The following is a 14414-nucleotide window of genomic DNA, read 5'->3' as shown; positions in this document are numbered from 1 at the left end:
ACCGGGCGAAGTAAGCCCATTCACCTGAAACCGGGCCTCAAGCCCTTTTAAGGCTGGCGAATAGCTGGCCCGTTTTCGCATGGAGAAAGCACATGGCTACCAAGCCGACTACCGCCGCATTCCCTGATTTCATCCTCGAAGTCGAGACTGAAACCGCCGGTACGTTCACGAAGGTCTGCGGCCTCACCCAGCGCGGTATCAACCGACAGCACAACATGCAGACCACGGAAGTCCCGCAGGATTGTGACGACGAAAGCCTGCCTTCCGCTATCGAGCGCGCTGTACAGTCTTCGGAAGTGACCATTTCGGCAAATGGCATCTGGGCTGCCCAGAGCCACGAAATGATGATGGACTGGTGGTACAACGGTGAGGTGAAGAATATCCGCATCCAGCACGTCAAGGCGGCTGTCGGTGATACGGAATATGAAACCGGACCAGCTTACCTCGTCAATCTCAACAATGCCGTCGAGAAGGGCCAGAAAGTCAGCGCCGATATCGAAATCCAGTTCGACGGCGTTCCGACCCGTACCGCTAAGGTTGCTCCATAATGCGGCCAGCCCGTTCATTTGTGTGGCCAGCCGGTGAGCATGATTTCTGTCTCGGCATTGGTGAGCTTCGGGCGCTTGAACAGCGCTCGGATGCCGGGTGCTTCGTCATCCTCACACGCCTTCTGACATCGCAGTGGAAGATTGACGACGTTCTGCAACCGATCCGGCTTGGCCTCATCGGTGGCGGCATGGATGAGCGCGAGGCGCAGCGAACCATCGACCGGGCGCTTGAGATAGCCAGCCCGTACAGCCTTGCGGTTCCTGCGGCGACGATCCTGCATTCCTTCCTCATGTGGGACGAGGAGGCGGATCAGCCGGGGGAGTTAAAGGCGGGGACGGAAAAAGCAGCGCGCCGCTCCCGAACGGAAAAACAAGATGGTCCCAGTTCTACATGACTGGGGCTGCTCTCGGTCTGTCGCCTCGGCAGATCGATGACATGACGCTGTGGGAATTTAACTGCTGCGCAACTGGCTTTGCCAAGGCGAACGGCGCGGAAGACAAAGCACCTGATTATAGCGACGAAGTTCTGAGCGAACTCGGTATTGCTGGGTTCGAGTGACGACTTGGAAGGATTGAAACATGGCTGACGATGCTGCCGCCTTGCTGATACGCATTGAAGCATCGCAGGCCAAGGTTGAAAGGCAGATGGCAGCTATTGCGCGTCGTGCCGCCAAGGAAGCGCAGTCGGTAGAGGACCGTTTCAAGAAGGCAAACGACAATGTCGCTAAGTCCTTCAAGGACGGCAGCGACAAGGCCGTTATGTCTATTGGCGCGACACGTGCCGCCACCGCCAACTTGTCATTCCAGTTGAACGATATCGCCACAAGCCTTGCAGGTGGCGCTTCACCGTTTACTGTGATGATGCAACAGGGCGGGCAGGTCGCGCAGGTCTTTCAGGGCAGCGGCGGCGTTATCAACGCTGTCAAGCTTCTAGGCGGTGCATTTGCATCGGTGCTTAACCCTGTTTCCTTGGCGTCGTTTGCAATCATCGGCCTGACGGGCGCTGCCTACCAGTACTTCACCAGTCTCGGCAGCGATACCAAAGATGCGGAGGAAGTGCTGAAAGGCCACTCAGAACTTATCCGACGCATCAAGGACGCCTACGGGGAGGCGGCAGCCGGTGCGGAGGAGTATAGCGCCAAAAGCCGCCAGATACTGGCATTTGATATTCAGGAGCGCATCCGCGAGTACAAAGACACAATTGCTAGCGTTGCGAGTGACCTGAACGATCAGCTTTCCTCGATACCAGCCGGAGAGTTTGAAGGCGCTACGTATATCATTCAGGAGCTTCAGGGTGCGCTTAACAATCTCCGGGAAGGCATCAAGAACGGCGATCCAGATATACGCAAGTTCATCAATCGCCTGATTGATATCGAAAACCAGACTGGTACGCCTGAAAGCATCAAGGCGATTATTCGTGAAATCATCAATTCCGGTAAAGCGGGCGAGGAAGTCCAATCCAAGCTTGAGACGCTAACAGGCGTCATTACCGGCGTCGGTACTGCTGCAAAGCGGCAGGCTGACAACGTCAGCGCTTTCACCAAGTCCGTGCGCGAGCTTGCAAATATCGCAATACCGGCACTTTCGGAAATGGAGAAGGCCGAGAAGGCGTACAGTGATGCGCTCCGCAATGCGACCACTCGCGAAGAACGGGATGATGCGTATCGAGCCTTTCAGGCAGCTCAAGACCGTATCCGTGTTGCTCAGACGATACCGACGCCAGGTCAGCGTCCGAACCCGGAAAGCTTTGCCCCAGAGCGTGAACGGCTCACAGGAGGAACGCGAAGCAAGAAGGTAAAGGACAGCTTTGATGAGCTTGATGATATCGTTGCGAAGTATGTCCGCGATGTTGTGAAGGCGGAAAGTGGCGGGCGCGCCAATGCGAAGAACCCACTTTCTTCCGCAACCGGCCTCGGCCAGTTCATCGAAAGCACTTGGCTTGATCTGTTCAAGAAGAACTTCCCGGATCGCGCCAAGAACATGTCCGATCAGACAATTCTTGCGCTGCGCAATGACGCGGAGATTTCAAAGAAGCTGATTGAGGCATATGCCCGCGAGAATGCGGCGATCCTTCGTCAAGCTGGTGTATCGGTCAATGAAGCTGCACTTCAGCTTGCCCACTTCCTCGGCCCGAAAGGTGCCATCTCGGTTCTGACTGCGAAGAGCGGCACGTTGGTCAGCCAAGTTCTGCCTCAGTCTGCCATATCGGCAAATCAGTCGATCCTCGGAGGCGGCAAGACCGTTGATGACGTGATCGCCTACGCACAGAGCCGCGTATCAGCCTACGACCAGATGAAGGAAGCGGCGCGGGCCTATAAGCTTGAACAAAAGGAGTTGAACCGGGAGGCGAAAGAGTTTGCCAACCTGGGCAAAGACCTTCTGGGCGGGTTCATTGATGACCTTCGCAATGGCGCGAGCGCGTCCGAAGCTCTGGCGAATGCGCTCCAGAAAGTTGCCAGCAAGCTTATCGACATCGCGTTGAACAATATCTTCAGCGGTGGCGGCTTGTTTGGCGGTGGCAAGGGTGGACTTTTCGGCGGCGCTATCATTCCCGGCATTCTGCATAGTGGCGGCGTGGCCGGTACGCACGGATATGGTCACGGTCGCGCAGTATCACCTTCGGTCTTTGCCGGTGCAAAGCGCTACCATACCGGCGGCGTTGCTGGCCTTCAGCCGGGCGAAATTCCGGCCATTCTTCAGCGTGGTGAAGTTGTCCTTCCTCGCGGGGCAGGGATGGTGAACAAGGCGAGAAGCACGGAAACCATCAACGTTGTTCTTCGGGATGACAGCGGACGGATGGCCCAGATTGCCGATCAGCGCATTCAGACTGCATCAGGTGCAATTGTCCAGGTTTCGGTGCAGCAAAGCGCCAAGGCCGTTCAATCAAACTTCCCGACCATGTTGGCAGACGCACAAGCGAGAAAAATGTAATGGCAACCATTCTCTGGCCCCGTTCGGTGCTCAAGCCGAAGCGTGACCCGTTCAATATTGCCCCGCGTACACTCGCAGGCCCTTCCAGCGTGTCGGGCGTGACGCAGGTTACGGCTTCTGACGCCGGTATCTGGAAGGCGACGTTCAGCGACATCATTATTCGTCGTGGATCGCCTTCCGTTCTTGCATTTCGGGCTATTGCAAATCTGCTGGAAGGTCGTTTGCGTCCGATCCTGGTTCCTCGCTGTTGCGCTTATCAACCGTTCGATCCTGACGGGGATGGCGCGGCTGATAATGTGCCTCACTCCGATACCAGCCCGTTCAGTGATGGCGGGCTGTACCGCTCCCGATCAATCGATATCCGCCTGACCAGCAACATACCGCTGCGCGGGACGACGGCGAACATATCGCTTGTTACGGCGGGCCAATTGCAGCCGGGGATGGATTTCTCCATCGGAGAACGAATGTACCGCATCCGCACAGTGCAGATGACAGGCGAGAACACGGCTACCATCACATTCCGTCCTCCGGCCCGCGAAGCCGCGCCAGCTGGTAGCGATATGGAGTTCGACTATCCAGTGTGCAGGATGCGCCTGGCGTCTGATAGCGAAATGGACCTCGATCTTGATCTCATTTCGCAGTGGTCATTCCCGACAGTGAATTTCGTGGAAGATGTCTGATGTCTTTCTTTGATCCGACGCAACTGGCCGAGTTCGCCAAACATGAAGTGAGGCTGGATTTCCTTGTCGAGTTCCGCTTTGCGTCCGAGACAATGCGTGTCTGGAACGGCAACACGGCGCTGGAAACCGGAGGCAATCGCTATGAACCGATGTATGGCTATGGCTCGATTGACGGCATCGGCATGGCTTCGACCACTGCCGCGCAGAATGTCACGTTCCAGCTTTCAGGCTTGCCGGATGCGACACTGAACTTCCTCGCTATGGCGCTTGATGCAAATGATGAGGTAGATCAGCGCATTGTCGTAATCTCGATCCAGCTTTTCGATGAGGAATGGCAGCCGCTTGGCGGTCCCGCGCCGATCTGGTGGGGCTTCATGCAGCCGCCCCGCATCAGCCGCACCGAAATGCAAGGCACAGAAGGCGCTATTCAGTCGATCAGCATGACGGCAGAAAACGCATTCTTCAACCGATCACGACCAGCATATGGCCGCTATACCGACCGAGACCAACAGCGCCGTTCGCCCGGTGACAAGTTCTGTCAGTTCATCGGTTCGCTGCTCTTCAAGAGCTTTAAATACCCGGATTACTGATCCCATGAACATTGCCGAGTTTGTAGCTGCCGAGGCGCAAAAGCCTTTCCGGTGGGGAGAGACTGATTGTGTTTCGACCGTTGATCGCTGGATCAGGTCTTGCACAGGTCTGTCGCCGCTGGCTTGGGTAGACAGGGAATATTCGGATGCTGCAGGGGCTGCATCGGTACTGGCAGATCGTGGCGGGCTGGCTGTGCTGGTCAACCGGGCAATGCGCTCGCAAGGGTTCATTAAGACCGGCGAGCCTGTGACCGGCGATGTCGGTTTGATCATCCATAACGGCAAACTGTGCATGGCAATCCATGCCGGGAATTGCTGGTTCTCGCACGATGAACATGGGCTGATTGGTGCGCCACTGTCCGCTGTCTGGAAAGCTTGGAGAATTAAATGCCAGTAGCTCTTTCCGGCATCATTGCGTCTGTGGTGGGCGCTGGCGCGCTTGGCGCTGCCTTGCAGACAGGTCTTGCCCTGATCACGCTTGCCGCCGGTACGACGCTTGGCAGCTTGGCTATAGGGCTGGGTATTTCTTATCTGGCATCGTCGCTGTTTCGCCCGAAGCAGCCGAAGCCAGAAGATGTGCAGCAGCAGGTTCGCCAGCCTACGCCGCCCCGCATTCGCCACTATGGCCGCGTGAAAACTTCCGGTGCCTGGATATTCGCCGAAACCCAGAGCGGTGGCTTCTTCAAGGTTCTTGCCTTGGGGCAGGGGCCATTCGATGCCATTGAGGAATACTGGCTCGATGATCAGAAAATCGATTTGCTGCCAGATGGCTCCCCGACACCGCCGAGCAAATGGCGCGAGGGATCATCTGGAAAAACTCTTTTGCGCATTCAGTCGCGCCTCGGTGCGCCTGTCGAGACGGCATATAGCGAATTGACATCGAAGTTCCCCCAGTGGACCGCATTGCACCGGGGGGACGGCATAGCCTCCTTGCTCGCTTGCCAGTATGCAGTCGGTGACGAGTATTATCTAAGCCTCTTCCCGAACGGCGTGAACACGAACTATCGCGTCGTGGCTCGCACATCACTCGTCAAAAATCCGGTCACGGGTGCGGTCGCGTGGAACGATAACGCCGCCGCAGTGATCCGGGATTACATGACCCACAAGGACGGCATGCGCCTTCCAGAAAGCCTCGTTTCAACGCCGCTTGCTCAGGCTGGTTGGGTTGCAGCGTACAACCGCGCCGCCGAAGCAATTCCTATTGCTGTTGGCGGTACTGAACCTCGCTATCGTCTCTGGGGTTCATACAGCCTTGATGAGCGTCCCGCTGACGTGCTGGGCCGAATGCTGGGATGCTGCGATGGCAGACTGGTGCCGACGCCAGACGGGGGCTTGACGCTTGATATCGGCGCGTGGTCCGAACCTACTGCTGTCCTGACCGCTGACGCGATCACCGGCTTCAGCGACGTGGGCCGTGGCCGTGACGTGATGACAACGGCAAACACGATCCGGGCCACATTCTTCGACCCCAACCAGGATTATCAGGCATCTGACGCCGACCCGTGGGCCGATGAAGATGACGTGTCCGAACGTGGCGAAGAAGCCAGAGATGTACAATTCAACATGGCTCCGTCACACAGCCAAGCCAGACGGCTGATGAAGCTCGAATGGTTCCGCGCAAATCCGAACTGGGTGGGGACCTTCAATACAAATCTGATGGGCCTTGCTGCCTTCGGTGAACGGCTTATACGCATTCAATACCCGCTATTTGGCATTAACAGTGTTTTTGAAGTCCTTGATTTCAAATTCATTCTAGGCGAAGGCGGTATCCTTCAGGGGGCGACCATTCAGGTTCAATCCATGCCGCAAACTGCCTACCAGTGGGATACCTCGCAGGAAGGCACAGAGCCGGTATCGGATGAGACCACTTCGGGTGATGACTTGCCGGTGCCGGATGCGCCCGATGTTCTGATCGTCGCGGGACCGGCTGCTGAACTGAGCTTTCCGCCAACGGGAAACATCCTGTTGAACTACATGGTTCGCTGGAAAAAAACGGCTGATACCGAATGGCGTGTAGCTGGGCCACTCGAAAACGATGCCGAGAGCTTTGGGACGCCCCCGCTTGCCGCCTTGACTGAATACGAGTTCCAATTGGCCGTTCGCACCCAGAAGGGGCGCATTGGCGCTTACTCGGCCAGCACGATCAAAACGACGCCCTGACCAAACCCACAAACTTAGAAACTTACACCCTGCTTTGGCGGGGCGTTTTGCCATGGAGCATTCGCATGACCGTTCGCACGATTGACGAGATTTTCCGCGATTTCGTTACCGATGGCGTTCCCGCGTCGGGGCCATTCAACCCTCACAAGCCGGACATCCGCGACACGCTGAAGGCGCTGACAGAGGGGAGCGAGAATTTCCCCGACAACCGCGTCATTCGCCTTAACAATGCCAACGAAGGCACGGCTAACAATATCGTTGTTACGGCTTCTGTCGCGATCCCGGCGGCGGCATATCAGGTGCTCTATATCCTGAATGTCACACAAGAAAATACGGGGCCGGTGACAGTATCAGGCGCAATCAATCGCGATCTGGTTACAAACATTAATCAGCCAGTTCCGGTAGGCTATCTTACGCCGGGCATGGCCCTACTGTGCATCGACACCGGGTCAGAATTGCGCCTCCTGTCTTATGGAGACGCGGAAACAATCGCGCAGGCCGCCGAAGATGCAGCGGCGCGAGCTGAGGATGCCGCCGCAGTCGCGGAAAGCGCCGCAGGCGGGTTGCTGTCAAATTTTGATACTGCGTCTGCCGTTGCAGCAGCAAACATACCAGGGCCGGTGAACTATGCCCGCACCGCTGGATATTCCACTGTCGGCGATGGCGGCGCGGCGCTCTACAAGCGCGTTGGGGCTAATCCTAATGTCGGGCCAGCATTGCAGACGAACGGCAGTTTCGCTTCTGACACAGGATGGACGAAAGTTAATAGCGCCGTGATTGCTGATGGCAAATGCACATTTAGCGGCACATCGGCAACAATTGCGCAGACAATTGCAGGAATGGCAGGGGGTAAGCTCTACCGTGTGCAGTACAGGATTGTTGATGCCTTCGCAGTTGGCGGTGGTGTGGCTGCGCAATTGTTCGGAGGCGCGGATAGCTCGTCCAGTGCACCTAATAGGACTGCTCCGGGTACGTATATCGAATACCTTGTAGCCAAAGGGACACATACGTCTGTTAGGTTCTTTACCTTCAATGCAGGGGGTGGTTCCATTGATGACGTTATCGTCCAAGAAGTCACAGCCGGTCAAATCCAGTCGGCTGACGGTGCATGGTGGGAAATTGCTGACCGTGTTTTGCGACCGGAGATGTTTGGCATCAAGGGTGATGGCAGCAATGAAAACACGCTGTTGCAGGGGATGTTTGATTTCGCTGCGGGCAAGGAGGTTGTACTTCCTTATGGCGCTACCTACGGCATTAGCACCATCACTCTCCCGATCGGTATGCGATTGAAGGCGAAGGGTGCGAGCTTCAATAAGCTTGTCGCTTCAACGTCATACGCGATCAACATCCCGGGATATGTGACGTTTGATAATATCATTCTGTCCACTCCGGGCGGTGGTAGCGATATGGGCATTCGTATCAATGGTGACTTTGTGGCTGGTGAAGTTATCCAATCAATAGCTACTGCGGAAGCTAGTGGGTTTGCCGTACGCATCGAAGGCCCTTCCGCTGCGGCTCGTATCGGGAATGTCCGTATAGCTAAGATCACAGCCGGAAATTTCTCGTCTCAAATTCAGGCGTTCTATGTCTCACGTCTGTGGATTGGTGACATGAGAATGACGAACTACGTCACCGGGTTTTATATCCGTGATGTTGTTATATCTCAGTTCGATAATATTTTGGCATCTGGTCTGCACTCAGCCGCGACAGGAGGCGCTGGCAATAACGGCGTTCTCCTCGAAAGTGTCGATGGTGATTACGGAACTGATAATGTGACGTTCGGTAAGGTCACTGTGAAAGACAGCGCGGAACATGCAGTGCGCATAGGTGGCCAGTTCATCATGCGAGATATTCACTTCGATAAGATTTCCGCTTTCAATACAGGTTCACTGGGAAACACGTCTACTGGCGGCGCTGCGTTCAAGGCTCTGCTTGGTGATACAAATCCAGGTAGGCATGAGAATATTACGGTTGATAACCTGTATTTTGAAGATTGTTCTGATAGTACTAACGGCATTCGAAACCATGCCGCTGTTCATATCAGCCGGTGTAACCAAGGATATGTTAATAACATCGTAGGTAGGCGCAATAACAAAGCCTACTCATGCAAAATAGGAATATTGATTATAGGATCAAATAGGTTCCATTTCGACAATCCAGATATTATATATGCAGCTAATTTCGGATTTAATGCTGCAGCGGAGAGCCTGCAAGATAATATCAGTAACGTAACCGTAAATGGCGGTATTTTGCATTCCGCACAAGCGTCCCCGGTATGTTATTTTGAGCCTGATGCAGACGCTACTTTTACGAGGGTGAATATAAAAGGAACCGTTCTGTATGGTGGGCGAACTGCCGCAAGATACAACGATCCTACTGGCACTGGAAATTATGTGAACTGTTCGTTCGATGCTGATTACTCAAGTCCTGTGGCTACGCCTTCTGGCGGAGTAGTCGAAGTAAGTAATCCTGGCGTACAAATGACGCTTAGAACAAACATTCCTACACCAGTAGGTGCCTCTCCTGCGAACGGTTCTACGTGGCAGGATTACGGACGTGGCGAGTTTTATGTGCGCCGTGCAGGCAATTGGGTTGCAGCGTAAATTTCAAAGAAGCTTTCTGGCTTCTCGTTTAATTCGCCCCGCGATCCGTCGCGGGAGCGATCTTTTTGGAACCGCGGTCACGGGCGTGGCAGGCGGCACTGATTTTATTTGTGATTGAAGTTCGCGCTCGTTTTCTACCATGGTCGCGATGCAAGCTTCGGCATCATCCAGCTTTTTCTTGTACCCTTCGATTTCTTCGTTCTGAGTTGTGCCTTTGGTCTTCGAAGCGTCAAACAACGCGGAAATCTCTTGAGCAAGCAGAGGACGTTTTTCGAAGTTGAATAGATAGTCATCTTTCGAGAAATGGTGCAACAGACAGGCTTTGAGTAAGCCAAGATGATAATAGATATCAGAAATAACCAACCCATCGACGGGGCGATCTGCCAGAGTTTTCATTTTATCCAGATTGACGAAATCGAAGAATGAAGAGTTGTCGTTGACATAATGCCACACAAATTCTTTTGTCCTTTCGATGAGGTCGAGCCTCCAAGAGTACCCGCCAAATACTTTCTGAGAGGGGAAGTAAGGCTTGAACTCATACGGCGCAATCGGTTCACCACGGAACGGAACCCCGATAGATTTGGCTATCTCTCGTGTTTTTTCTGGCCAGCGATCAGCGGCGAACGCTGCAGTTTCCAACGGAGCAGGGCTGTGTCGCATCATTGCATAGTGGATAATCTGATTATCAAGTGCCTCATCAGAAACACCCATCAGCAAGCGAAGCATCCGGCCATCAAGGAACGGATGAACTTCGCTTCTAGTAATGTGTGCATTACCTTGGCTCCCGGTCAATCGGGTGGCAATAAGGAAAATCAGGGCTTCGACTTGTGGATACCGAGATACCGGCGCGTCTGCCAGCAGTTCACGCAGCTTGGACACGTACCAGCCGTTGATTTCGGAATAGGCATCAGGGACAAGTACGCTTTTCGTGTCCGGCCAATATCGGCGGCTTTTTAGATATTCATCCAGAGGCAGAGCGTTAGGCTTGGTTTTATAACCGTTTTCGTGGCCGCCAAATATCAGCAGATCGGATCGTGAAATACTACGGAAATCGGCAAGCGATGTTCCAGCCGGGTCCGATACAAGATCGTTAGCGATAGAGCTTGCGATGTCCACGGATGGCTGTGCCAACCCTTGGCGCATTGTCGAGTAGTTTTTGGAAACGCCAAGCATTTCCGCAACTTTGGTCGCGGCCATTATATCGGGAGAGAACTTCTCACCATGGGTGCTGAACGAAAGATCGGCAAAACGGGGATGCTTCGAAAGAAGGCCCGCAATAGCTCGGCTGTCCTTTCCACCGCTTAGCCATAGTCGAGCATCGCGCGTGTTATTGGTCAATACGGTGCCGAATTCGTCAGCCAGTCGCGATATATGAGAAGGTATGTCCGCCGTCTCGATAGGATCAAACAGGTTGGAAAAGCTGGCTCCATTTTCATGGAGATGACCACCATCCACGAAATAGACGCTTCCTTGGTGTGTGCGCTTTATGCCTTCCCAATAGGTGTTGAAATCTCCGCCGTGTGATCGCCCAACAATCCAAGCAAATGTTGTCTTCTGTAGCGGGCGACCGATAGCCCAAGGGGCGAGAAGGTTATGCCGGTTCGTCGCGACAATCTCGCTATCGGTTTCAAGGTAATAAATCGCATCCACGCCAACGCCAGAGCCTGCGAATTGCATACCGTCTTTTGACAGACGAATTGCGCAAAAAGCTTCCGGGAATGAAATAAGGTCAAGGGGGGTGCGTGACCTGAAATTCGCGGTGATACGATCTTCAAGGCTTCTGTCGCCGTACCCATGACAGAACAGAATGCTTCCGTCTTCATTACGAGCAATTTGCCGATCTAAAGCCGCATCAAAATAGAAAGTCAGCATCTCGGAATTGCCGACAGCATCGTGATTTTGATCACGTGGCGCAAAAGGGAGATACTTCAGGAGATCAGGAGCGAGCACCTCCAGCTTGTTACGCTGTGTGTTTTTCGAATAACGAGCCAGAAATATCGCCAAACCTACACCCCCGTTTAAAAACAGCCTGCCTTGTCGATAACCACGAGTTGCCTAAAAAGTCGATAACAAACCGCCCTCCGATCTGGCTTTCCTTTACCAAAACAAAACCCCGGCTGGAGGCCAGACCGGGGCGGCACACCGATCTAGCGGGGGCTTCGATCAGTATGCATTAGCTGAATAGCATATAAGGCTGAAAAGAAAACCCCGCCGAGTGAGCCGCCGGTAGGGGTTGCAATTTGATGTTTAATTCACAATTATGGTGAAGCCCACCGAATGGTGGGTAAAGGAGAAACGAAAATGTCCCTCAACGCAGTACCTGTTGCAAAAAATGATGGCGTTCAGTTCCCGCCGCGCCCGCCACAGGGCCCGGTGGATTTCGCTGCTGTGCGTAAGGACGTTATGAGCCGTTTCCCCAAGGTGCGAGCCGAGCTTGCAAAGTGAGCCTGTATGGCTACCAAAAGGGTATCTTGCTTCTTACCAACATTTTGCACCATAAGCGTGTATGCTTGTGTTTATCGATGAGTCGGGGGACCCCGGCTTCAAAATTGCAAAAGGTTCATCGGATCATTTCGCCGTCGCATTGGTCGCATTTAAAGATGTAGATCAATCCGTACGCACGATAAAGGCTATTAGCGATCTGGCGAGAGGGTTGAGGTCGTATTCTGAGTTTAAATTTAGCCGAAGTCGGCCAGAGATAAGGGACGCATTTTTTGAAGCGGTAAGTCCGTTTGACTTCTGCGTCCGCGCCATCGTTATCCGCAAGGAAGACTTGTATAGTCAGAAACTTCGGACAGATAAGTCCAGCTTCTACAGTTTTTTCGTAAAATCTATGCTCAAGTTTGACAACGGTCTTTTGAAAGATGCGAAAGTTGTCATAGATGGTTCTGGAGAGCGTTCATTCAGGAATGAACTTGCCGCATACCTTCGCAAGCATACAGGAGAAGGGTCCATAAAGAAGGTTATTTTCTCAGACTCGAAAAATGACCGGCTTATACAATTAGCGGATATGTGCGTTGGCGCTATTGCGAGATCGTATTCTCCAGAAAAGAAAGACGCAGACCGTTGGATGCGTAAGCTCTCTCCAAAGATAGAAGATGTCTGGAATTTTAGATAGGATGCGCCCCGACAACCTATCTTGGTGAATACCAAGCACGCACACCATCCGATGACAGTTCGGTGTGCCGGGGCGACTTTTCAGCGCCTAAGATGGCTACTTTCTCTAAAAAGTCAAGATAAGATTGACTCAATGGCCCTGAATTGCGGGGCCTTTTTCTTTGCCGAAAGGAAACACAATGACACGACGCATAAACGCGGCGGGGCTTTCGCTCGTCAAGCAGTGGGAAGGCCTGCGCACGACTGCTTACCGAGATGTGGCAGGCGTACTCACTATCGGGTACGGCCACACAAGCGCTGCCGGATCGCCAAAGGTCACGCCGGGAATGGCAATCGGTGACAAGGAAGCAGAGCGTATCCTGAAAGCCGATCTGGCGAAATTCGAAGCGAGAGTAGACAGGTTGGTCAAAGTCCCGCTGACTGACAATCAGTTTTCGGCGTTGGTTTCATTCGACTTCAACACAGGCGCTCTGGACAAGTCCACCCTGTTGAAGAAGCTGAACAATGGCGATTATGCCGCCGTTCCTGTAGAACTCATGAAATGGGTGCACGCTGACGGGAAGAAGGTTCAGGGCCTTGTCAATCGTCGCGCAGCCGAGGCTGGTTTGTGGGCGAAGGGCGATTTCGTTTCGTCCAATTATGTGCCTGCAAAAACCGCAGCGAATAAGACAGATGTGGCGACCATCGGCGGTGCTGGCGCAGCCGGTGCTGCGGCGGCAATCGGACCTGTCATCCCGGAAGTGACCAAGGCCATCACAGATCAACAGGACGAACTATCAAGCGGCCAGTGGGTGCGAGTTGCGATTGCTGCCGTCATCGTCGGTCTGACGCTATATGGTGTTTATCGAAAGATCAGGCCATGATCTGGGCGCTAATTCCCTCATGGCTGAAATCCGCGCTCGCTGCCCTTGTGGCGGCGATTTTAGTTTTTGGAGCCGGTTACACTATCGGAACGATGAAAGAGCGCCAGCGAGCCGCATTGGACGCGGCACAAGCCACAGCAAAGGCAATTCAGGAAAGGGCGAAGATCGATGAGAAAGTGGGCGGTCTTGATGTTATTGGCCTCTGTGTCGAGCTTGGCGGCTTGCAGTCAGACTGCGAGCAATTGCGCCGGGTGGAAGGAAATTCCCGTTAAACCGGCAACGGCAGTCTATCTCTCCGGGAACGATGCGCCAGCCGGGCAGGGGATTGCAGCGCATAATCGATACTTCAAGGATACGTGCCTATGACGGAAGCGGGGCAGGAGAGAGCTATCGGTCGCATTGAGGGAAAGCTTGATCTTATTATCTCGGATCAGGAGAAAGCGCGGCAGGATCGGAAACAGCAGTATGAGCGGCAGGAAAAGACAGATCGATCACTGGATGAAGTCAAGCGCACGGTCGATAGCATTGATATGCGTCTGCAAAAGGTCGAGGAGCCAGTAGCTGATTTCAACCGCTGGCGTGAGCGTGGCGTCGGTGCTGTAATGCTCGTTAGTTTCTTCGCGGCAACATTCGGAGCCGTGATTGCGACATTCTGGAAGAAGCTTGTTGCCATCATCACAGGGTGATCAGTCGGGCGCTTGTCAGGCATGAGAACATAAGGTAATCACGGACCGATTGCGGACCGAAATAACGGTCCGAGGCGGAACAAAGGGTGATAATCGCAAATCGGTTTTGTTGAAAACATTGCGCTTTATCGAAGCCCACGCCGTTCGGGACGAGGGGGTCGGAGGTTCGAATCCTCTCACTCCGACCATTATATCACTCTGATATCATTATATTATTTGTTTCACCCAATTTTGGG

13 protein-coding genes and 1 pseudogene are annotated in these 14414 nt (G+C 53.8%); 13 read left to right on the top strand and 1 reads right to left on the bottom strand.

Annotation, left to right across the window (positions count from 1 at the left end):
- Positions 1–92 precede the first annotated feature (92 nt).
- The 9 genes and pseudogenes from FHS76_RS20545 to FHS76_RS20510 form a co-directional block, all read left to right on the top strand.
- Entirely contained in the window at positions 93–548 is a 456-nt protein-coding gene (locus tag FHS76_RS20545; protein WP_183657493.1) for a phage tail protein, read from the top strand.
- Positions 548–943: a gene transfer agent family protein gene (locus FHS76_RS20540; protein ID WP_011982440.1), complete on the top strand. Its 396-nt coding sequence runs from the start codon at positions 548–550 to the stop codon at positions 941–943. The genes FHS76_RS20545 and FHS76_RS20540 overlap by 1 nt, the downstream gene beginning before the upstream one ends.
- A 41-nt stretch (positions 944–984) precedes the next feature.
- Complete coding sequence (locus FHS76_RS22755; RefSeq protein ID WP_268902801.1) at positions 985–1107, top strand: hypothetical protein; 123 nt, start codon at positions 985–987, stop codon at positions 1105–1107.
- 20 nt (positions 1108–1127) lie between these two features.
- Positions 1128–3479 carry a phage tail length tape measure family protein gene (locus FHS76_RS20535; protein ID WP_183657491.1) on the top strand — a complete coding sequence of 784 codons (2352 nt, stop codon included), beginning with the start codon at positions 1128–1130 and terminating at the stop codon, positions 3477–3479.
- Positions 3479–4159 (top strand): hypothetical protein, encoded by a 681-nt coding sequence (locus FHS76_RS20530; RefSeq protein ID WP_183657478.1) that lies wholly within the window; start codon positions 3479–3481, stop codon positions 4157–4159. The genes FHS76_RS20535 and FHS76_RS20530 overlap by 1 nt, the downstream gene beginning before the upstream one ends.
- Entirely contained in the window at positions 4159–4749 is a 591-nt protein-coding gene (locus tag FHS76_RS20525) for a hypothetical protein (RefSeq protein WP_183657475.1), read from the top strand. Before FHS76_RS20530 ends, FHS76_RS20525 begins: the two co-directional genes overlap by 1 nt.
- 4 nt (positions 4750–4753) lie before the next feature.
- Entirely contained in the window at positions 4754–5146 is a 393-nt protein-coding gene (locus FHS76_RS20520) for a DUF6950 family protein (RefSeq protein ID WP_183657473.1), read from the top strand.
- Positions 5137–6909, top strand: coding sequence for a phage tail protein (locus tag FHS76_RS20515; protein WP_183657471.1), 1773 nt, complete (start codon positions 5137–5139; stop codon positions 6907–6909). The genes FHS76_RS20520 and FHS76_RS20515 overlap by 10 nt, the downstream gene beginning before the upstream one ends.
- Positions 6910–6974: 65 nt before the next feature.
- Positions 6975–7448 (top strand): annotated as a pseudogene (locus tag FHS76_RS20510) (hypothetical protein); the annotation flags it as partial.
- 2067 nt (positions 7449–9515) lie between these two features.
- Here the strand turns inward: FHS76_RS20510 and FHS76_RS20505 are convergent.
- Complete coding sequence (locus tag FHS76_RS20505; protein ID WP_183657469.1) at positions 9516–11516, bottom strand: hypothetical protein; 2001 nt, start codon at positions 11514–11516, stop codon at positions 9516–9518.
- Positions 11517–12018: 502 nt separating this feature from the next.
- Between FHS76_RS20505 and FHS76_RS20500 the strand changes: the two genes are divergently transcribed.
- From FHS76_RS20500 to FHS76_RS20485, 4 genes are all read left to right on the top strand, one after another.
- Positions 12019–12630, top strand: a complete 612-nt coding sequence (locus FHS76_RS20500) for a DUF3800 domain-containing protein (protein ID WP_183657467.1) — start codon at positions 12019–12021, stop codon at positions 12628–12630.
- A 178-nt stretch (positions 12631–12808) separates the two neighbouring features.
- On the top strand, positions 12809–13492 hold the full coding sequence (locus FHS76_RS20495) for a lysozyme (protein ID WP_183657465.1): 684 nt from the start codon (positions 12809–12811) through the stop codon (positions 13490–13492).
- A complete protein-coding gene (locus FHS76_RS20490; RefSeq protein ID WP_183657599.1) occupies positions 13489–13764 on the top strand; it encodes a hypothetical protein in 276 nt (91 codons plus the stop codon). Before FHS76_RS20495 ends, FHS76_RS20490 begins: the two co-directional genes overlap by 4 nt.
- Before the next feature lie 90 nt (positions 13765–13854).
- Positions 13855–14178 (top strand): hypothetical protein, encoded by a 324-nt coding sequence (locus FHS76_RS20485; protein ID WP_183657463.1) that lies wholly within the window; start codon positions 13855–13857, stop codon positions 14176–14178.
- Positions 14179–14414 lie beyond the last annotated feature (236 nt).

The sequence above is a fragment of the Brucella daejeonensis genome, from assembly GCF_014199265.1.
GTDB lineage: Bacteria > Pseudomonadota > Alphaproteobacteria > Rhizobiales > Rhizobiaceae > Brucella > Brucella daejeonensis.
The sequence above is the reverse complement of the archived record's forward strand: the minus strand, read 5'-3'. Positions and strand labels throughout refer to the sequence as shown.

What these genes read in the sequence shown, in the direction of transcription:
- FHS76_RS20545 (WP_183657493.1), top strand. Translation starts at nt 93, where the DNA reads ATGGCTACCAAGCCGACTACCGCCGCATTCCCTGATTTCATCCTCGAA.
- FHS76_RS20540 (WP_011982440.1), top strand. Translation starts at nt 548, where the DNA reads ATGCGGCCAGCCCGTTCATTTGTGTGGCCAGCCGGTGAGCATGATTTC.
- FHS76_RS22755 (WP_268902801.1), top strand. Translation starts at nt 985, where the DNA reads ATGACGCTGTGGGAATTTAACTGCTGCGCAACTGGCTTTGCCAAGGCG.
- FHS76_RS20535 (WP_183657491.1), top strand. Translation starts at nt 1,128, where the DNA reads ATGGCTGACGATGCTGCCGCCTTGCTGATACGCATTGAAGCATCGCAG.
- FHS76_RS20530 (WP_183657478.1), top strand. Translation starts at nt 3,479, where the DNA reads ATGGCAACCATTCTCTGGCCCCGTTCGGTGCTCAAGCCGAAGCGTGAC.
- FHS76_RS20525 (WP_183657475.1), top strand. Translation starts at nt 4,159, where the DNA reads ATGTCTTTCTTTGATCCGACGCAACTGGCCGAGTTCGCCAAACATGAA.
- FHS76_RS20520 (WP_183657473.1), top strand. Translation starts at nt 4,754, where the DNA reads ATGAACATTGCCGAGTTTGTAGCTGCCGAGGCGCAAAAGCCTTTCCGG.
- FHS76_RS20515 (WP_183657471.1), top strand. Translation starts at nt 5,137, where the DNA reads ATGCCAGTAGCTCTTTCCGGCATCATTGCGTCTGTGGTGGGCGCTGGC.
- FHS76_RS20500 (WP_183657467.1), top strand. Translation starts at nt 12,019, where the DNA reads ATGCTTGTGTTTATCGATGAGTCGGGGGACCCCGGCTTCAAAATTGCA.
- FHS76_RS20495 (WP_183657465.1), top strand. Translation starts at nt 12,809, where the DNA reads ATGACACGACGCATAAACGCGGCGGGGCTTTCGCTCGTCAAGCAGTGG.
- FHS76_RS20490 (WP_183657599.1), top strand. Translation starts at nt 13,489, where the DNA reads ATGATCTGGGCGCTAATTCCCTCATGGCTGAAATCCGCGCTCGCTGCC.
- FHS76_RS20485 (WP_183657463.1), top strand. Translation starts at nt 13,855, where the DNA reads ATGACGGAAGCGGGGCAGGAGAGAGCTATCGGTCGCATTGAGGGAAAG.